The 19,247-nt window shown below is 60.5% G+C and carries 17 protein-coding genes; 1 reads left to right on the top strand and 16 read right to left on the bottom strand.

The window, feature by feature from the left end; genetic code table 11:
- Nucleotides 1-93: 93 nt before the first annotated feature.
- The 9 genes from WIN67_RS10805 to truA all read right to left on the bottom strand — a co-directional run bounded on the left by WIN67_RS10805 (nucleotide 94) and on the right by truA (nucleotide 8,959).
- A complete protein-coding gene (locus WIN67_RS10805; protein ID WP_102882498.1) occupies nucleotides 94-870 on the bottom strand; it encodes an SDR family oxidoreductase in 777 nt (258 codons plus the stop codon).
- Nucleotides 867-2,078 (bottom strand): O-succinylhomoserine sulfhydrylase, encoded by a 1,212-nt coding sequence (locus WIN67_RS10800; RefSeq protein ID WP_273924343.1) that lies wholly within the window; start codon nucleotides 2,076-2,078, stop codon nucleotides 867-869. The genes WIN67_RS10805 and WIN67_RS10800 overlap by 4 nt, the downstream gene beginning before the upstream one ends.
- A gap of 36 nt (nucleotides 2,079-2,114) precedes the next feature.
- Entirely contained in the window at nucleotides 2,115-3,620 is a 1,506-nt protein-coding gene (gene purF / locus WIN67_RS10795; RefSeq protein WP_102863649.1) for an amidophosphoribosyltransferase, read from the bottom strand.
- Between the two features lie 41 nt (nucleotides 3,621-3,661).
- Nucleotides 3,662-4,219 (bottom strand): CvpA family protein, encoded by a 558-nt coding sequence (locus WIN67_RS10790; RefSeq protein ID WP_016968003.1) that lies wholly within the window; start codon nucleotides 4,217-4,219, stop codon nucleotides 3,662-3,664.
- Between the two features lie 98 nt (nucleotides 4,220-4,317).
- Nucleotides 4,318-4,971, bottom strand: a complete 654-nt coding sequence (locus WIN67_RS10785; protein WP_110652594.1) for an SPOR domain-containing protein — start codon at nucleotides 4,969-4,971, stop codon at nucleotides 4,318-4,320.
- On the bottom strand, nucleotides 4,955-6,262 hold the full coding sequence (folC, locus tag WIN67_RS10780) for a bifunctional tetrahydrofolate synthase/dihydrofolate synthase (protein ID WP_110652593.1): 1,308 nt from the start codon (nucleotides 6,260-6,262) through the stop codon (nucleotides 4,955-4,957). Before folC ends, WIN67_RS10785 begins: the two co-directional genes overlap by 17 nt.
- Nucleotides 6,259-7,179: an acetyl-CoA carboxylase, carboxyltransferase subunit beta gene (accD, locus tag WIN67_RS10775; RefSeq protein WP_273924341.1), complete on the bottom strand. Its 921-nt coding sequence runs from the start codon at nucleotides 7,177-7,179 to the stop codon at nucleotides 6,259-6,261. Before accD ends, folC begins: the two co-directional genes overlap by 4 nt.
- 259 nt (nucleotides 7,180-7,438) lie before the next feature.
- Nucleotides 7,439-8,071: a phosphoribosylanthranilate isomerase gene (locus tag WIN67_RS10770; RefSeq protein ID WP_306408408.1), complete on the bottom strand. Its 633-nt coding sequence runs from the start codon at nucleotides 8,069-8,071 to the stop codon at nucleotides 7,439-7,441.
- 63 nt (nucleotides 8,072-8,134) lie between these two features.
- Nucleotides 8,135-8,959 carry a tRNA pseudouridine(38-40) synthase TruA gene (gene truA, locus WIN67_RS10765; protein ID WP_102863657.1) on the bottom strand — a complete coding sequence of 275 codons (825 nt, stop codon included), beginning with the start codon at nucleotides 8,957-8,959 and terminating at the stop codon, nucleotides 8,135-8,137.
- Nucleotides 8,960-9,177: 218 nt separating this feature from the next.
- On the opposite strand from truA, the gene WIN67_RS10760 reads away from it, so the two are divergent.
- Nucleotides 9,178-9,837 (top strand): aminopeptidase P family protein, encoded by a 660-nt coding sequence (locus WIN67_RS10760; protein WP_265074451.1) that lies wholly within the window; start codon nucleotides 9,178-9,180, stop codon nucleotides 9,835-9,837.
- A 73-nt stretch (nucleotides 9,838-9,910) separates the two neighbouring features.
- Here the strand turns inward: WIN67_RS10760 and WIN67_RS10755 are convergent, their stop codons facing one another.
- The 7 genes from WIN67_RS10755 to leuC all read right to left on the bottom strand — a co-directional run bounded on the left by WIN67_RS10755 (nucleotide 9,911) and on the right by leuC (nucleotide 19,141).
- Complete coding sequence (locus WIN67_RS10755; protein WP_339071201.1) at nucleotides 9,911-12,523, bottom strand: FimV/HubP family polar landmark protein; 2,613 nt, start codon at nucleotides 12,521-12,523, stop codon at nucleotides 9,911-9,913.
- 205 nt (nucleotides 12,524-12,728) lie between these two features.
- Entirely contained in the window at nucleotides 12,729-13,739 is a 1,011-nt protein-coding gene (locus WIN67_RS10750; protein WP_170002249.1) for an aspartate-semialdehyde dehydrogenase, read from the bottom strand.
- Between the two features lie 177 nt (nucleotides 13,740-13,916).
- Nucleotides 13,917-15,029 (bottom strand): aspartate-semialdehyde dehydrogenase, encoded by a 1,113-nt coding sequence (gene asd, locus WIN67_RS10745; protein ID WP_102863663.1) that lies wholly within the window; start codon nucleotides 15,027-15,029, stop codon nucleotides 13,917-13,919.
- Nucleotides 15,030-15,083: 54 nt separating this feature from the next.
- The gene (gene leuB, locus WIN67_RS10740; RefSeq protein ID WP_102863665.1) at nucleotides 15,084-16,166 is read right to left on the bottom strand and encodes a 3-isopropylmalate dehydrogenase; all 1,083 of its coding nucleotides are present in this window, start codon (nucleotides 16,164-16,166) and stop codon (nucleotides 15,084-15,086) included.
- 51 nt (nucleotides 16,167-16,217) lie between these two features.
- Nucleotides 16,218-16,982, bottom strand: a complete 765-nt coding sequence (locus tag WIN67_RS10735; protein ID WP_339071199.1) for a class I SAM-dependent methyltransferase — start codon at nucleotides 16,980-16,982, stop codon at nucleotides 16,218-16,220.
- Between the two features lie 85 nt (nucleotides 16,983-17,067).
- Nucleotides 17,068-17,712 carry a 3-isopropylmalate dehydratase small subunit gene (gene leuD / locus WIN67_RS10730; RefSeq protein ID WP_102882508.1) on the bottom strand — a complete coding sequence of 215 codons (645 nt, stop codon included), beginning with the start codon at nucleotides 17,710-17,712 and terminating at the stop codon, nucleotides 17,068-17,070.
- Between the two features lie 10 nt (nucleotides 17,713-17,722).
- Nucleotides 17,723-19,141, bottom strand: coding sequence for a 3-isopropylmalate dehydratase large subunit (leuC, locus tag WIN67_RS10725; RefSeq protein WP_339071198.1), 1,419 nt, complete (start codon nucleotides 19,139-19,141; stop codon nucleotides 17,723-17,725).
- Nucleotides 19,142-19,247: the final 106 nt, after the last annotated feature.

Here is a 19,247-nt window from a genome sequence, read left to right as displayed (position 1 = left end):
GTACCGAAGCTAAGTCAATAGCAGGCTTGAAGTTTTTTTCAGAAACAGCTGCAAGCGACACACTGTGAGGCTCAGGCAAAAGCCAAGACCGCATCATCCCTGATAAATCATTTTCTTGGTCATGCCGCCGTCCACCACGAACTCTTGACCAGTAACGAATCCCGAGTTGCGCGACAGCAGCCAAGCCACCATCGCTGCCACGTCCTCCACCGCCCCCACCCTGCCCGCTGGATGCTGGGCGTGATCAGCATCAGACAAAGGCTCGGCGCGTCGCACCGCTGGATCACGAGCGTCGATCCAGCCAGGACTCACGGCGTTGACCCGAATTTCCGGCCCCAGGCTAATTGCCAGGGCGTGAGTCAAGGCCAGCAAACCACCCTTGCTCGCCGCATAGGCCTCACTGTCGGGCTCCGATTGCCGAGCACGAGTAGAAGCCAGGTTGACGATAGAACCGCCATGGGCACGCAGATAAGGCGCGCAATGCTTGGCCAGCAGCATAGGCCCGCCAAGATTCACCGCCAACACCCGATTCCAGTAGGCCAGGTCCAGGCTTTCCAAGGTGATGTTGTGCGGATCGGCCACCGCAGCATTGCAGACCAGGGCATCAAGGCGCCCAAACTGCCCCAGCACCTCGGCAACCCCTTGAGCCACCTGCTGCTCATCCGCCACGTCCATGGTGATGAACCAGGCATTCTCACCCAGCACCTTGGAAACCTTGGAACCGCGCTCCCGATCCAGATCGGTCAGCACCACTTGCCAGCCTTCACTGATCAGCCATGCAGCGATCCCCAAGCCAATGCCCCGCGCCGCGCCGGTGACCAGCGCAACACGACCATTAACGCCACCCTGAGGCGTGGACAACTCGATCACAAGGCTGCCAGACCGCGAGCCAGGTCGACCTGCAGGTCAGCCACATCCTCCAGCCCCACCGCAATGCGGATCAGACTGTCACGAATACCCGCAGCCTCACGCTCCTGAGGCGCCAGACGCCCGTGGGAAGTGGTGCTCGGATGGGTAATAGTGGTTTTGCTGTCGCCCAGGTTGGCAGTGATCGAAATCAGCCGAGTGGCATCGATAAAGCGCCAGGCGCCCTCTTTACCGCCCTTGACCTCAAAGCTCACCACCGCACCGAAACCACGCTGCTGGCGCTTGGCCAGCTCGTGCTGAGGATGACTGGCAAGACCTGCGTAGTGCACCTTCTCGACACCATCCTGCTGCTCCAGCCATTGCGCCAGGGCCAGGGCATTGGAGCAGTGGGCACGCATCCGCAAGCTCAGAGTCTCCAGCCCCTTGAGGAAAATCCAAGCATTGAACGGACTCAGGGTCGGCCCTGCAGTACGCAGGAAACCCACCACTTCTTTCATTTGTTCGCTGCGGCCGGCGACCACACCACCCATACAACGGCCCTGACCGTCAATGAACTTAGTCGCCGAATGCACCACCACGTCCGCGCCAAGCTTCAGCGGCTGCTGCAACGCAGGAGTACAAAAACAGTTGTCGACCACCAGCATCGCGCCCTTGGCATGCGCTACCTCGGCCAGTGCGGCGATGTCCACCAACTCAGCCAAGGGATTGGATGGCGACTCGACAAACAGCAATTTGGTGTTGCTCTTGATTGCCGCATCCCAGCCGGACAGGTCCGCCAGGGGTACGTAATCAACCTCAACACCAAAACGCTTGAAGTACTTCTCGAACAAGCTGATGGTCGAGCCGAATACACTGCGTGACACCAGCACATGGTCTCCAGCACTGCAAAGACTCATCACCACCGAAAGAATGGCCGCCATGCCAGTAGCCGTGGCGACTGCCTGCTCCGCCCCCTCCAGCGCCGCGATTCGTTCTTCGAACGAGCGCACCGTCGGATTGGTGTAGCGCGAATAGACGTTACCAGGAACCTCGCCGGCGAACCGCGCAGCCGCATCGGCGGCTGTACGGAACACATAGCTGGAGGTAAAGAACATTGGATCACCGTGCTCGCCTTCCGGCGAGCGGTGTTGGCCGGCGCGCACCGCCAGGGTATCGAACGCTACGCCTTCAAGGTCGCTGTCCAGCCGACCGGCATCCCAATCCTGACTCATGCCGCCTACTCCTAATGTCTTCTTAAATGCTCTGGATCAGTTGTTGTACAGATCGATGATGGCGCTGACTGCCTGAGTCTTGGCCTTGGAGGCATCATTACGAGCGTCCTCGATCTTGTTCAGATAGGCCTCATCCACATCGCCAGTGACGTACTTGCCATCAAACACGGCGCAATCGAAGCTCTCGATCTTGATCTTGCCACCACCGACTGCTTCGATCAGGTCTGGCAGATCCTGATAGATCAGCCAGTCGGCACCAATCAGGTCCGCCACATCCTGGGTCGAACGATTGTGAGCAATCAGCTCGTGAGCGCTTGGCATGTCGATGCCGTACACGTTCGGATAGCGTACAGCAGGGGCCGCCGAGCAGAAGTAGACGTTTTTCGCGCCGGCTTCACGGGCCATCTGGATGATCTGCTTGCAGGTGGTGCCACGGACGATGGAGTCATCCACCAGCATCACGTTCTTGCCGCGGAATTCCAGCTCAATTGCATTGAGTTTCTGACGCACGGATTTCTTCCGCGCCGCCTGGCCCGGCATGATAAAGGTGCGACCGATGTAGCGGTTCTTGACGAAACCTTCGCGGAACTTGACGCCCAGATGGTTGGCCAACTCCAACGCCGCGGTACGACTGGTGTCCGGAATCGGGATCACCACATCAATATCGTGCTCCGGACGCTCGCGCAGGATCTTCTCGGCCAACTTCTCGCCCATACGCAGACGCGCCTTGTACACCGAGACACCATCAATGATCGAGTCAGGACGAGCCAGATAAACGTGCTCGAAGATGCACGGAGTCAGCTGCGGGTTGGTGGCGCACTGACGGGTGTAGAGTTTGCCTTCTTCAGTGATGTAGACCGCCTCGCCTGGAGCCAGGTCGCGAATCAGGGTGAAGCCCAGCACGTCCAGGGAAACGCTTTCCGAGGCAATCATGTACTCCACGCCTTCGTCGGTATGACGCTGGCCGAAAACGATCGGACGGATACCGTGTGGATCACGGAAACCGACGATGCCGTAACCGGTAATCATGGCCACCACTGCGTAACCACCGACACAGCGGTTGTGCACGTCAGTCACCGCAGCAAACACGTCTTCCTCGGTAGGCTGCAGCTTGCCGCGCTGGGCCAGCTCGTGAGCGAACACGTTGAGCAGCACTTCGGAGTCAGAGTTGGTGTTGACGTGGCGCAGATCGGACTCATAGATCTCTTTGGCCAACTGCTCGACATTGGTCAGGTTGCCGTTGTGCGCCAGGGTGATGCCGTACGGCGAGTTGACGTAGAACGGCTGAGCCTCGGCCGAAGTCGAACTGCCCGCAGTCGGGTAACGCACATGGCCAATACCCATGTGACCGACCAGACGCTGCATATGCCGCTGCTGGAACACATCACGAACCAGGCCATTGTCCTTGCGCAGGAATAACCGGCCATCATGGCTGGTCACGATACCGGCAGCGTCCTGGCCGCGGTGCTGGAGGACGGTTAGCGCGTCATACAGCGCCTGATTGACGTTCGACTTACCGACGATACCGACGATGCCACACATGCGACGCAACCCCTACTTAATGAAACTGAACTGAACACATCTTACTGAGGCGTTTTGGCCGGTAAGAGGTGCTCCTTGAACGGTATTTCAGCGGGTACGCTGATACCGCTGGCCAGCCACTGACTGCTCCACCCCAGAATGAGGTTCTTGGACCAGTCTGCAACCAATAGAAATTGTGGCACCAGTCGCGACTGTTGCCACCAGGAATCCTGCTGAACCGGCCCCAGGCTCAAGAGCCCGACGGCCACGACCACCAGCAACGCGCCACGCGCCGCGCCGAAGGCCATGCCGAGAAATCGATCGGTTCCGGAGAGACCGGTGACACGAATCAATTCGCCGATGAGATAGTTGACCATTGCCCCCACCAGCAAGGTGGCGACAAACATGATTGCGCAGCCCGCGATCACGCGAGCCGAAGGAGTTTCGATATAACCGCCGAGGTACTCGGACAGTGAGCCACCAAACATCCAGGCAACGACTCCTGCGATGATCCAGGTAAGCAACGACAAGGCTTCTTTGACGAAACCGCGGCTCAAGCTGATCAAAGCGGAGATGGCGATTATTGCAACGATCGCCCAGTCAACCCAGGTAAATGGCACAGTGCAGCCTACAGACGGATAAGGCGGCGCATTTTAACAGAGCGCTTGGCTGTCGGTAAGCTGCGATTCACTGTGCTTTTGAAATCAGCCAGATAGCCTCAGCCACGCTCCGGCTGGAAGCGCACCACAAAACCCTTGAGGTTGTGCTGACGACCCAACAGGTCACGCAGGCGATCAGCCTCGGCACGCTCGATCAACGGCCCGACAAACACCCGATTCTTGCCTTCAGCAGAACGGATATATGCGTTATAGCCCTGGCTGCGCAGGGTTTTCTGCAGGTTTTCCGCACTTTCACGGCTCGACAGGCTGGCCAACTGCACCGACCAGCTGATGGACAGACCATTGGCATCGATCCGACTCTGACTGGTATCAGGCTTGGCTGCGGCAATCGGCTGGGCCGGGGCCGGCACAGGGGCAGGCTTAGGCGCTGGCGCCGGCTTGCTGGCCACTACAGGTGCTGGCGCAACCGCTGGCGCACTCGGAGCAATCGGCATCGACGGTGCAACCTGCTGCACCACGGGCTCCTCGACAGGCACCGGTTCCTGGGGCAATACCTGGGGCTCAGGCACTACCACCGGCTCAACCTGAACCTGAGGCATGACCGAGGCCTGTGGCGCCGGCGGCGCTTCAACCGTTACGTGGCGCTGCTCATCCTCTCGCGAGAACAGCATCGGCAGAAAAATCACCGCCAAAGCCACCAACACCAGCGCTCCAACCATTCGCTGCTTGTAGACCTTATCCAGCATTGCCATGTGCAGCTTCCTCCGTGGAGCGCCGGGCGAGCCACTCAAGCGCCTCGGCAACACAATAAAAAGATCCGAACAGCAGAATTTCGTCATCTGCAGTCGCTTGCGCACATTGCGCGTCCAACGCCGCTGCGACACTGGCATAAGACGCTACCGAAGCACCAAGGTTCTCCAAGGCGGCCTGCAGATCCTCCACAGGGCGCGCCCGAGGCGAATCCAGTGGAGCCACCGCCCAGTGCTGGACCGAGGCCTGCAAACTGCCGACAACTCCCGACAGATCCTTGTCCGCCAGCAGGCCGAATACCGCCAGGCGCTTGCCGGCTACGGGTCGACGCGCCAGGCGCTCGGCCAGATACTGCGCGGCATGGGGATTGTGCCCCACATCCAGAAGCAGGTTCAGACGCTTGCCCTGCCACTCGATCTGCCGACGATCCAGACGGCCGGTCACCCGGGTCCGCTGCAGAGCTGCACCGATCAGCTCAGGCTGCCAGGGCAACCCGGTAAGCAGGTAGGCCTGCAACGCCAACGCCGCGTTTTCCATGGGCAAATCGAGCAGCGGCAGATCACGCAACTCAACCTGATTGCCCTGGGCATCCAGACCGCGCCATTGCCAATATTCTTCGGTGAGCCCGAGGTCGAAATCTCGCCCCCGGAGGAAAAGCGGACAACCCAGCTCTCGCGCTTTGTCCAGCAAAGGCTGCGGCGGATTCAGGTCGCCACACAGAGCTGGAGCGCCGGCACGAAAGATTCCAGCCTTCTCGAAAGCCACGGACTCCCGGGAATCCCCCAAGTACTCGATATGATCGACACCAATGCTGGTGACCAATGCCAGGTCGGCATCCACCAGATTGACCGCATCCAGACGCCCACCCAGCCCCACTTCCAGGACTACGGCATCCAGGGCCGCGCGCTGGAACAGCCAGAACGCCGCCAGGGTGCCCATCTCGAAATAGGTCAGGGAAACATCACCACGCCCCGCCTCTACCGCAACAAAGGCCTCGCACAGTTGCTGATCAGTGGCCTCAACGCCATTGATCTGCACCCGTTCGTTGTAGCGCAGCAGGTGCGGCGAGCTGTAGACCCCAACCTGCAGGCCCTGAGCCCGCAACAGGGAAGCGACAAAGGCACAAGTAGAGCCCTTGCCATTGGTACCAGTGACCGTGATGACCCGAGGCGCCGGCTTGCCCAGCCCCATCCGGGCCACTACCTGCTGCGAGCGCTCCAGCCCCATATCGATGGCCGAAGGGTGCAACTGCTCAAGGTAGGCGAGCCAATCGCCCAGGGTACGCTGGGTCATAGGTTTGCTGGAGCCGGCGGAACCACGATCGGTTCAACGGGAGCGGCCACGAATTCAGGCGTCGGCAGCCCCATGAGCTGGGCCAGCAGATTACCCAGGCGCGGACGCAGCTCCTGACGGGAGATGATCATGTCGATGGCACCATGCTCCAGGAGGAATTCGCTGCGCTGGAAGCCTTCCGGCAGTTTTTCCCGCACGGTCTGCTCGATCACTCGCGGCCCCGCGAAGCCCACCAGGGCTTTAGGCTCGGCGACGATTACATCACCCAACATCGCCAGACTGGCGGAAACACCACCGTAGACCGGATCGGTCAGCACGGAGACGAATGGAATGCCTTCTTCACGCAGGCGCGCCAGCACGGCGGAGGTCTTGGCCATCTGCATCAGGGAGATCAGCGCCTCCTGCATCCGCGCACCACCGGAGGCGGAGAAGCAGATCATTGGGCAACGGTTTTCCAGAGCGTAGTTGGCCGCGCGGACAAAGCGTTCGCCAACGATGGCGCCCATGGACCCGCCCATAAAGGAGAACTCAAAGGCCGAAACCACGACCGGCATGCCCAGCAGAGTGCCACTCACGGAGATCAGAGCGTCCTTCTCGCCAGTCTGCTTCTGCGCTGCCGTCAGACGGTCCTTGTACTTCTTGCCGTCACGAAATTTCAGACGGTCAACCGGCTCCAGATCAGCACCCAGCTCGGCACGACCTTCGGCGTCGAGGAAAATATCGATCCGGGCGCGAGCACCGATGCGCATGTGGTGATTGCACTTGGGGCAAACATCCAGGGTCTTTTCCAGCTCCGGACGATAAAGCACCGCCTCGCAGGACGGACACTTGTGCCAAAGACCTTCGGGCACCGAGCTTTTCTTCACCTCGGAACGCATGATCGAAGGGATCAGTTTGTCTACTAACCAGTTGCTCATGCTTTCTTTCTCCAGTACCGGCGGCCCGAACGCTCTGGTTCGCAACCCCGCGTATGCCCTTGAGCTAAATTCATGTGTGCGGCGATGATCACTTCGCTACCGCGGTCAGCACCGGGCTCGACCTGCCTGCAATGAAGCGCCCCTCAGCCATCCCGACAACCCGCAATAGAGCGGTTGCCACTCGATTCCGACCCCGCCTTAAGGCGGCGCCTGCCTGTTTTGTACAGTGGTGTTATGGACGGCGGCAGACTGCCAGCCGTCACATCGACTCGTTGCTGCGACGCACTGCCTGCATAAATGCCTGAATCCTTGCCGGATCCTTGATGCCTTTGCTCTGCTCCACACCGCCACTGACATCCACCGCATAGGGGCGAACCCGAGCAATGGCCTCGGCGACGTTCTGCGCTGACAGTCCGCCAGCCAGGATGATCGGCTTGCTCAGCCCCTGAGGAACCAGGGACCAGTCAAAGGCCTCGCCAGTTCCCCCCGGCACACCCTCGACATAGGTATCCAGCAGAATTCCGCTGGCGCGCGGATAAGCCAGGCAGGCAGCAGCAACGTCATCCCCGGCCTTGACTCGCAGCGCCTTGATATAGGGACGGTGATAACCCTCGCAATCCGCTGCCGACTCATCGCCGTGGAACTGCAGCAGGTCCAGCGGAACGGCATCGAGGATCTCCCCCAACTCGCAGCGACTGGCATTGACGAACAGCCCGACCGTCGTCACGAACGGCGGCAAGGCGGCGATGATCGCCCGCGCCTGCTGCACACTCACCGCCCGGGGACTCTTGGCATAGAACACCAGACCGATGGCATCGGCCCCCGCCGCCACCGCTGCCAACGCATCTTCTATGCGGGTAATCCCGCAAATCTTGCTGCGAACAGCTGACATGTCGTTTGAACCTCGGGGGCAAATTCGGAAAGTTCCGGATGGTAGCAAATGCTTTTCCGGGCGTCAGCCGTCAAGTTCAGACCAACCGGTGAGGAAATGTGGCCCGATGTATCGCTCCGGCAACTGGAACTCATCCTTGTATTCCACCTGCACCAGATACAGGCCGAAAGGATGAGCGGTGACCCCGCCCGTGCGGCGAATCCGGCTCTCCAACACCTCCCGCGCCCATTCCACCGGCCGCTCGCCCGCACCGATGGTCATCAAGACCCCGGCAATATTGCGCACCATGTGATGCAGGAAGGCACTGGCGCGAATGTCCAGGACAATCATCTTGCCGTGCCGGGTAACCCGCAGGTGGTGAATCTCCTTGATCGGCGACTTGGCCTGGCACTGGCCAGCCCGGAACGCACTGAAATCATGGGTCCCCACCAGAAACGCGGCAGCCTGGGCCATCCGTTCGATATCCAGCGGCCGGTGATTCCAAGTGACCTCCTCATTGAGATGGGCCGGACGGATCTGATCGTTGTAGATCACATAGCGATAGCGCCGGGCAATCGCCTTGAACCGAGCATGAAAATGCGCCGGCATCTCACGAGCCCAACTGACACTGATGTCATGAGGCAGGTTGATATTGGCCCCCATGACCCAAGCCTTCATCGAGCGCACGGCCTGGGTATCGAAATGCACCACCTGACCACAGGCATGCACACCGGCATCGGTACGCCCCGCACAAGCCACCACCACGGGAGAGTCCGCAACCCTGGACAAGGCCTTCTCCAGGGTTTCCTGGACGCTGGGCACACCAGAAGCCTGACGCTGCCAACCGCGATAGCGCGATCCCTTGTATTCAACACCCAGAGCGATGCGGGAAAAGCCTGCGGCCGCCATTTCGGCGGCCGGGTTATCTATATTTGCCAAGAACTTACAGCCTGCTGATATGCGCAAAGGCGCTCATTATAAGGCTGGCGGGAGCAGACGCCATGCACTGCCGCGGTTTAGTTGCAGATTGCTTCACGTCGACAACGATTGCATCAGCCGCCAGGTCATCGCTATATAGCAACCTACATAGCGGTAGAGAAACAAACACCCTGACCGAGAGCCGACGAATGATCGCAACCAACAAAGAAGCCGTGGGCCTGGCCTACAGCCTGGAAGGCATGCTCCACGCCAAGCGCATGACCTGGGAGGCCATCGCGCAAATGGCCAGGCGGATCAAGCCCGGCATGCACGAATCCACCGCCAGGGAGATGGGCCTGCAAGTATTACAGGAGCTGGGCATGGAACGTATTTGGCACCCACTGCTGATTCGTTTTGGCGCCAACACCCTTAAGACCTTCAAGCAACGCTCCGACAGCGACCCCCAACTGAATGAAAACGATCTGTTCTTCATTGACCTGGGAGTCGTCTGGGATCGCCACGAAGGCGATTGCGGAGCGACTTACGTCGTAGGTTGCGACGAGGAAATGCACGCCTGTGCCGCGGCCGCCAAGAGCCTGTTCGATCAGGTGCGCGATCACTGGAAAACCCATCAAGTGGCCGGCCCCGAACTGTACCAATACGCCGAAGAACAGGCCCGCGCCATGGGCTGGATGCTCAACCTGGAGATCAAGGGGCATCGGGTCAGCGACTTCCCCCACGCGATCTATCGCGCTGGAGACCTGGGGGACTTCGCCGACTGCCCACAAGTGGGCCTGTGGATCCTGGAAATCCAGATCGCCCACCCTACTCGCCCCTTTGGCGCCTTCTACGAAGACCTGCTGGTCTGAATGACCGCCAAAAGCGCCACCAACAAAAACGGCAGCCTTATCGGCTGCCGTTCTGCTCAAGCATCGGGTTGTTTCAGGCCAGTCTTGCGAGCATTTCCTGCGCTTCGCTCTTCTGTCCTTCATTACCCTCGCTGAGCACTTCGCCCAGAATATCCCGCGCGCCGTCGTTGTCACCCATATCGATATAGGCCTGAGCCAGATCCAGCTTGGTGGCCACTTCATCGCTGCCGGCGAGGAAGTCGAAATCCGCTTCCTCAGGCGCAGCCGCAGCATCTTCAGCCGTGAAGCTTGGCGTAGCCGGCTCCGGCTGATCCAGACTCTGGGCCAGACGATCCAGTTCGGCGTTGACATCATCCAGTTCGGAGGCAAAGGCGTCCTTGGGCTCTGCCGCGGCATCCATTTCATCAGCCAGGGACAGATCGAAGTCAGCCGACAGATCCAAGTCATCCAGCGTTGACTCGGTGACGGTAGGCACATCGCCAGCCGGCAGATCCTTGAGATCGTCTTCCAGGCTCAACAGGAAGTCGTCGTCACTCTGGGTCGACGCCGGCAGGTCCGCTCCGAGATCAAGGTCGAAATCCCCCAGATCATCCAGGCTTTCCTGAGCCGCAGTCTGCTGCTCAAGAACCGAACCAAAGCTCAGGTCGTCGTCCAGAGGGAATTCCTCCAGTTCAACCTCAGGCTCAGACGCCACTACCGCTGGCGAAGCTGCCTCGAGGTCATCCAGGCTCAGATCGAAATCCGCGTCCAGACCTTCCACAGGCGCCGCGGGCTCAGCGGGCTCAGGCTCATCCAGCAGCTCCTTGACATACTGAGCATCCAGTTCCGCAGCCACAGCCGCAGCAGCCAGCCCCGCTGTCGCCGCCACCGCCACCATCGCCGGGAAACGGCTCTTGAGCTGCTCGACCTGAGCGTGGTTATCGCCATTGGCTACCAGCTGCCGCTCCTGAGCGACAAAAGCGCTGCGATCCCCCTGATGCGCATACACCTCCATCAGCTTCAGGCGCAGATCACTGCGCTGCGGCTCGAGCTTGACCGCCTCTTCAAGAATGGCTGCCGCCTGATTCAGGCGACCACCATCGATATGGTTCTGCGCCTGCCCCAGCACATCGGTGGCTCGCTCAACCGGCGCCGCCGGAACTGGCGCCATCACCGGAGCTGGAGCTGGAGCTGGAGCTGGAGCTGGAGCTGGAGCTGGAGCTGGAGCTGGAGCTGGAGCTGGAGCGAGCTTGACGCTTGGTGGCGGGACTTCAAGACCTTCAAAGCTACCTTCCGGAAGATCCAGTTCCTCGGCGAAGTCACTATTTTCCTCGGACAACGCCCGAGCCATGCGCAGGTGCTTTTCCGCTTCCTGCTGAGCCTTGCGACGACGTGCCAGCAACAGCAACAGCAGCAACACCGCCACTATCGCACCGCCACCTACCAGCCCGAGAAGGATTGGATTGGTCAGCAGGTCGCCATACTTGTCTTCGTCAGCCTGGGCCGCTGGCACATCCGGAGCCGGATTGGCTGCTGGCTCACTGACTGGAGCTTGCGCAACCACTGGCGTCGCCGCAGGCGCCTCAGGTTTGGCCACCAGTTCAGCAGGCATCACCGCTGTTGGCTGAGCGACAGGGGCCGCACCTTCAGCCTGCAACTTGGCCAACTGGTTGTTCTTCAATTCGATCAGGCGCTGCAGCTTGTCCAGCTGACTCTGCAGATCCGCCATGCGCTCCTTGAGTTCAGCATTATCGCGACGGGTTGCATCCAGGCTTTCCTGAGTCACCGCCAGCTTGTTGTTCAGGGCCTTGCTATCACCCGCGACGCCCTTGCCACCAGCCTTGCCGCTGTCCGCAGAAACCAGGCTCAGGTTGTCCTTGGTGTTGACCTGCTTGGGCGCCTTTTCGGCACCCGCACGACGAGTCGCATCCACCTGCAGCTGGCTCCGTGCACCAGCGCGACGCCCCTGACGCCAGGCAGCATTCTGCGCAGCCACTTCGGCAATGGCCTTGGGCTGCGGCAACGCGGTGCTCTGCACCACGTCAGGCAGGCGCAGGACCCTGCCAGCTTTCAATCGATTGATGTTGCCGTCGATAAAGGCATCCGGGTTCAGCGCCTGGATCGCCAGCATGGTTTGCTGGATCGACGCGCCATTGCGATTCTTCGCGGCGATTTCCCACAGCGTGTCACGAGGCGCAGTTGTGTATTGCTCAGGCTTGCTGACTTTGTTGGCACGAGTGACCGGGGCATTCACCGCCGGGCCACTGACCGGTGCCGCCTGTGCAGCAGCAGCGGCTTGCGGGGAAAACTTCGAAGGGTCCAGCAGCACGCTGTAATCGCGCAGCAGACGACCGTTGGGCCACATTACCTGGACCAGAAACTTGACCATCGGCTCCGACAACGGCTGACTCGAGGTCACCCGCAGTACGCTCTTGCCGCCGGGATTGAGAACAGGAGTAAAACTCAGGTCATTGAGAAAGGCCTGACGATCGACGCCGGCCTTGGCGAACTCTTCTGCCGGGGCCAGGCTGGGCACCACTTCCGCAGCAGTAAGGTCCTTGATATCGAGCAATTCGATTTCTGCTACCAGAGGCTGGTTCAGACTCGACTTCAGGGTCAGCTCCCCGAGCCCAAGCGCCTGCGCCATACCGGAGGACAGCGCCGAGGCGGCCGCTATTGCTAACACCAGTTTGCGAACTTGAACCATAGCCTCATCCTTTGTTTGAACATTCCTCGGCCAGCGAGAAGGTTTTGTAGCGGCTGCCATAAGGCACTGCGCGGGATCATGAGCGACCGCCACGCGGGATTATTTACTGCATGCCCCGGGAGCACCTGACGGCCACTCACCTCCAGCAACTTGCCAAGCATAGCGCCCAGCTAGATTCATTCTGCAAATTGTTGCCAAGTATCTTTTACAGCAGGTCTTTTATCAACAATTCAGCCAGCTGCACAGCGTTCAAGGCCGCACCTTTGCGGACGTTGTCCGAAGTCAGCCACAGATTCAGTTCCGCCGAATCGTCGACGCCCCCACGAACCCGTCCCACATAGACTACGTCCTGGCCCACGGCGTCACCCACTGCGGTGGGATAATCACCGGCGTCCACCAGTTCCAGGCCGGGAGCCGCCTCCAGCGCCGCATTCACCGCCGCCAGATCGACGTCGGCACCTGACTGCAAAGTCACGCTATAGCTATCGCCAAAAAACACCGGTGCTTGAATGCAAGTGACAGAAATCTTTAATAAAGGCTGCCCCAGCACCTCCCGCAACTCTCTCACCAGACGCTTTTCCAACAGCGTGTGTCCCTGGGCATCTGGCGTACCGACCTGAGCCAGCAGATTGAAGGCTACTTGGCGGTCGAAGAAACGCGGCTCCAGCGGTCGCACATTCAGCAGTTCGGCGGTTTGCCGGGCCAGTTCGCTGACGGCCTCACGCCCCTGGCTGGAAATCGCCAGGCTGGCGGTCAGGTTAACCCGCTGGATATCCAGCACGTCCTGCAATGGCGCCAGCGCCACCGCCAGCGCCGTGGCCGCAGCACTGGGACTGCTCAGTTGCACCGGCTTCTTTAGACCAGCCAGCACCTGGGCATTGGCCTCAGGCACGACATTGGGTGCCTGGGCCGACGGCAAGGCACCGGAGAGGTCGATCACAGCGCAATTGGCCGCTGTGGCACGAGGAGCGAAGCTCAGGGTCACCGCAGGGCCCGCGGCGAAAAACGCCAACTGAACCTTGCCAAAGTCGAACTCGTCGACTTCTCGCACACGGACATTCTTGCCGCGAAACGGCACCGAGTGACCAGCCGACTCACTGCTGGCGAGCAGGTGCAGGTTGGCAACGGGGAAATCACGCTCTTCGAGAATCTGCACCAGGGTTTCGCCAACCGTGCCGGTGGCGCCGATAACAGCAATATCAAAGGACGGGGTCATGGTGCTACCTCAGGCGGAACGGGGGGAGCGGCACTTTACCCGGCACGGGGTGACGAGGCAATTCGCGGGGGAAAGTGCTGGTTGGGCTAAAGCACTCTTCGCGGGCGAGTCCGCTACATGAGCATGAAAAAGCCCGCGCCTTGTGCAAGGGGCGGGCTGTTTCAAACGCTTAGAGAATCAACGCTCCAGCAAGATCCGCAGCATGCGGCGCAGCGGTTCGGCTGCACCCCACAGCAACTGGTCGCCCACGGTGAAGGCACCGAGGAACTGCGAGCCCATGTTCAGCTTGCGCAGACGACCAACCGGGATGTTCAGGGTGCCGGTGACCTTGGTCGGACTGAGCTCCTGCATGCTGATGTCGCGCTGGTTCGGCACCAGTTTGACCCAGGGATTGTGCTGGCTGATCAGCCCTTCGATATCGGCGATCGGCACATCCTTGTTGAGCTTGATGGTCAGCGCCTGGCTGTGGCAGCGCATGGCGCCGATGCGCACGCAAATGCCATCCACCGGGATCGGGCTCTTGAAGCGACCGAGGATCTTGTTGGTCTCGGCCTGGGCCTTCCACTCTTCACGGCTCTGGCCGTTAGGCAGTTCCTTGTCGATCCACGGGATCAGGCTACCGGCCAGGGGCACGCCGAAGTTCTCGGTCGGATAGGCATCGCTGCGCATGGCTTCAGCCACTTTACGGTCGATGTCGAGGATGGCGCTGGCCGGATTGGCCAGGTCATCAGCGACAGCCGCGTGGGTCGCGCCCATTTGCTTGATCAGCTCGCGCATGTTCTGCGCGCCGGCGCCGGAGGCCGCCTGATAGGTCATGGCGCTCATCCACTCCACCAGACCGGCTTCGAACAAGCCGCCCAGGCCCATCAGCATCAGGCTGACGGTGCAGTTGCCACCGATGTAGTTCTTGGTCCCGGCATCCAGTTGCTGGTCGATGACCTTGCGGTTCACCGGGTCAAGAATGATCACCGCATCATCCTGCATGCGCAGGCTGGAAGCGGCGTCGATCCAGTAACCCTGCCAGCCGGCTTCACGCAGCTTGGGGAAGACTTCGCTGGTGTAGTCGCCACCCTGGCAGGTCAGAATCACGTCGAGGGTTTTCAACTCTTCAATGTTGTAGGCGTCCTTCAGTGGAGCAATGTCCTTGCCCACCGACGGCCCCTGGCCACCGACATTGGAAGTGGTGAAAAACACCGGTTCAATAAGATCGAAGTCCTGCTCTTCAAGCATCCGCTGCATGAGCACGGAACCGACCATACCGCGCCAACCGATCAGACCTACACGTTTCATCGCAACTACACCTTTACAAAAGTGGGCCACCGTCTGTGCGGTGGGCCCGAAAGATTACAGATTCCGCAGCGCGGCGACTACTGCATCGCCCATTTCCTGCGTACCGACTTTGGTGCAACCGGCCGACCAGATGTCACCGGTGCGCAAACCTTGATCCAGCACTCGGCTCACCGCCTGCTCGATGGCATCTGCCGCGTCATTCAGGTTGAAGCTGTAACGCAGCATCATCGACACCGAGAGGATGGTCGCCAGCGGGTTGGCAACACCCTGGCCGGCGATGTCCGGCGCAGAACCGTGGCAAGGCTCGTACATGCCCTTGTTGTTGGCATCCAGGGAAGCCGACGGCAGCATGCCGATGGAACCGGTGAGCATCGAAGCCTCATCGGAGAGGATGTCGCCGAACATGTTGTCGGTGACGATCACGTCGAACTGCTTCGGCGCACGCACCAGTTGCATGGCGGCGTTGTCCACATACATGTGGCTCAACTCGACATCCGGGTAGTCCAGAGCCACTTGTTCGACCACTTCACGCCACAGCTGGCTGGAGGCCAGAACGTTGGCCTTGTCCACCGAGCAGAGCTTCTTGCCACGCACCCGCGCCATGTCAAAGCCGACCCGGGCGATACGACGGATTTCACTTTCGCTGTACGGCAGGGTGTCGTAGGACTGGCGCTCGCCATTTTCCAGCTCACGGGTGCCGCGAGGCGCGCCGAAGTAGATGCCGCCGGTCAACTCGCGCACGATGAGGATATCCAGGCCCGAGACAATTTCCGGCTTCAGGCTCGAGGCATCGGCCAGTTGCGGATAGAGGATCGCCGGGCGCAGGTTGCCGAACAGACCCAACTGCGCACGAATCTTCAGCAAGCCGCGCTCAGGACGGGTATCACGCTCGATCTTGTCCCACTTCGGACCACCCACAGCACCCAGCAGCACAGCATCGGCGGCACGAGCACGATCCAGGGTCTCATCGGCCAGGGGCACACCGTGCTTGTCGATGGCAGCACCACCGATGACGTCGTGGCTCAGCTCGAAGCCCAGGCTGTACTTGTCATTGGCCAACTCCAGCACCTTGACCGCCTCGGCCATGATTTCCGGACCAATACCGTCACCTGGGAGAATCAGAATCTGCTTGCTCATGCGTTCCTCATTTGCTCTGTCGGCGCACCCGCAGGCGCGCCCGGAAAAGTTCTATCGCTCGGCCCACAGCACCAGTACATCTGTACTGAACGAACCATCGGCCTCAATCTCAAAATATTCGCGCACTTCATTGCCCATTGCCTGCTGCAGCTCGCGAATTGCCGCCCGCAGCACCTGGGGCGTACGCATGCGCTCGACCCAGGAGTTGTACTCCAGGCGCAGACGCTGACGAGCGGTACTGCGGGTATGCAACCCCGCCTCGCTGACCTGGCGTAGCCACTCCCCAGCCGAATAGTCACGAACATGACTGGTGTCACGCAGCACTTCGACGCTTTGCAGGTAAGTGTCCAGCAGTGGACTGCCCGGCGACAAGACATCAATGAACGCCGCCACGCCACCCGGCTTCAGCACCCGGCGTACTTCTCTCAAGGCCAGGCCCAAGTCGCTCCAATGGTGAGCCGAGTAGCGACTGAAGACGAAGTCGAACTCGCCATCGGCGAACGGCAAGCGCTCGGCTGCGCCCTCAACGGTGCGGACGTTATGCAGATTACGCTCCTGCGCGGCTCCCGACACTACATCCAGCATCTGCTGGGAGAGGTCGTAAGCCACCACTTCCTTGACCAGCGGCGCAACGTGGAAGCTGACATGACCGGCGCCACAGCCCAGGTCCAGGACCCGGGCAGCACCCTGGCCCGCCACTTCGGCTTGTAGCAGCGCGAATTCGGCGCCTTGAGCGTGTACGGCACTGCTCAGGTAGGCCGAGGCCTGTTCACCGAATTGCTTCTGTACCACCTGGCTATGGGCGTTGCTGGTCATGCTGTGGTCCTTTTGATCAGGGGAACGGCGTTCGCTGGCCAGCCAGCTCCTGCATCACAAATCCGCAGGAGCCGGCTGCCGGCGATCAGGCGTCGCGGAACAACCAGGGCTGGCTGGCCCGATGCTTGGCCTCAAAGGCGGCAATGGCGTCAGCGTCCTGCAAGGTCAGGCCGATGTCGTCCAGACCGTTAAGCAGGCAATGCTTGCGGAAGGCATCAATCTCGAACTTCAACACCTTGCCGTCGGGACGGGTCACGGTCTGCGCCTCAAGGTCGATGTGCAACTGGTAACCCGGCGTGGCTTCGACCTGCTGGAACAGCTCGTCGACTTCAGCATCGCTCAAGATGATCGGCAACAAACCGTTCTTGAAGCTGTTGTTGAAGAAGATGTCGGCATAGCTTGGCGCGATGATGCTGCGGAAACCGTACTCTTCCAGGGCCCAGGGCGCGTGCTCACGGCTCGAGCCGCAGCCGAAGTTCTCCCGCGCCAACAACACGCTGGCCCCTTGGTAACGCTCGGCGTTAAGGACGAAATCCTTGTTCAACGGACGCTTGGAGTTGTCCTGGTAGGGCTGGCCCACGTCGAGATAGCGCCACTCATCGAACAGGTTGGGACCGAAGCCGGTGCGCTTGATCGACTTCAGGAACTGCTTGGGGATGATCTGGTCGGTGTCGACGTTGGCACGATCCAAAGGCGCGACCAAACCATTGTGCTGGGTGAAAGCTTTCATGCTGCGCTCCTTAGATCAATTCACGGACGTCGACGAAACGACCGCTGACAGCGGCGGCGGCGGCCATGGCCGGGCTGACCAGATGGGTACGCCCACCAGCACCCTGGCGCCCTTCGAAGTTGCGGTTCGACGTCGACGCGCAATGCTCACCGGACTCCAGGCGATCCGGGTTCATCGCCAGGCACATCGAGCAGCCCGGCTCACGCCATTCGAAACCGGCTTCGAGGAAGATCTTGTCCAGGCCTTCCGACTCGGCCTGGGCCTTCACCAGCCCCGAACCCGGAACCACGATCGCCTGCTTGATAGTGGAGGCCACTTTACGGCCCTTGGCGATCACCGCCGCGGCACGCAGGTCTTCGATCCGCGAGTTGGTGCAGGAACCGATGAACACGCGATCCAATTGAATGTCGGTGATTGCCTGGTTGGCGCTCAAACCCATGTACTTCAAGGCTCGGACGATGGAGTCACGCTTGACCAGGTCCATTTCCTCGGCCGGGTCCGGCACGCGTTCATCCACGGCCAAAACCATTTCCGGCGAAGTGCCCCAGCTGACTTGCGGCTTGATTTGCGCGGCGTCGAGCTCGACCACGGTGTCGAACTGGGCATCGGCATCGGACACCAGGTCTTTCCAGGCCTCGACCGCCAAGTCCCATTCGGCGCCCTTGGGTGCAAACGGACGACCCTTGACATAAGCCACGGTCTTTTCGTCCGCCGCCACCAGTCCGACACGGGCACCGGCTTCGATGGACATGTTGCAGATGGTCATGCGGCCTTCAACGGAAAGGTCGCGAATCGCGCTGCCGGCGAACTCGATGGCGTGGCCGTTGCCACCGGCGGTGCCGATCTTGCCGATCACTGCGAGGACGATGTCCTTGGCGGTCACGCCAAAGGGCAAGGTGCCTTCCACGCGCACCAGCATGTTCTTCATCTTCTTGGCCACCAGACACTGGGTGGCGAGCACATGCTCCACCTCGGAAGTGCCGATGCCATGGGCCAGGGCACCAAAGGCGCCATGGGTGGAGGTATGGGAGTCACCGCAGACCACGGTCATGCCCGGCAAGGTGGCGCCCTGCTCCGGACCGATCACGTGGACGATGCCCTGACGCACATCGTTCATCTTGAATTCGACGATGCCGTATTCGTCACAGTTGTCATCGAGGGTCTGCACCTGCAGCCGGGAGACCTGATCGGCAATCGCTTCGATCCCGCCCTTGCGCTCAGGCGTAGTCGGTACGTTGTGGTCTGGGGTGGCGATGTTGGCATCGATGCGCCAAGGCTTGCGTCCGGCCAGACGCAGGCCTTCGAACGCTTGCGGCGAGGTCACTTCATGGATGATGTGACGATCGATATAGATCAGCGCCGAACCATCGTCGCGCTGCTTGACCAAATGCGAATCCCAGAGCTTGTCGTAGAGCGTCTTGCCGGCCATCGGACCATTCCTCATCAGCTTGTTTCTATGCCCCGGGCCCTGACCGTCGGCCGATCAATAACCCCTTGGCTTGTGAGGCTGATGCTATGGCGTTAGATTAAATAAC

The organism is Pseudomonas idahonensis (assembly GCF_037903935.1).
Taxonomy (GTDB): Bacteria; Pseudomonadota; Gammaproteobacteria; order Pseudomonadales; family Pseudomonadaceae; genus Aquipseudomonas; species Aquipseudomonas danubii.
The sequence above is the reverse complement of the archived record's forward strand: the minus strand, read 5'-3'. Positions and strand labels throughout refer to the sequence as shown.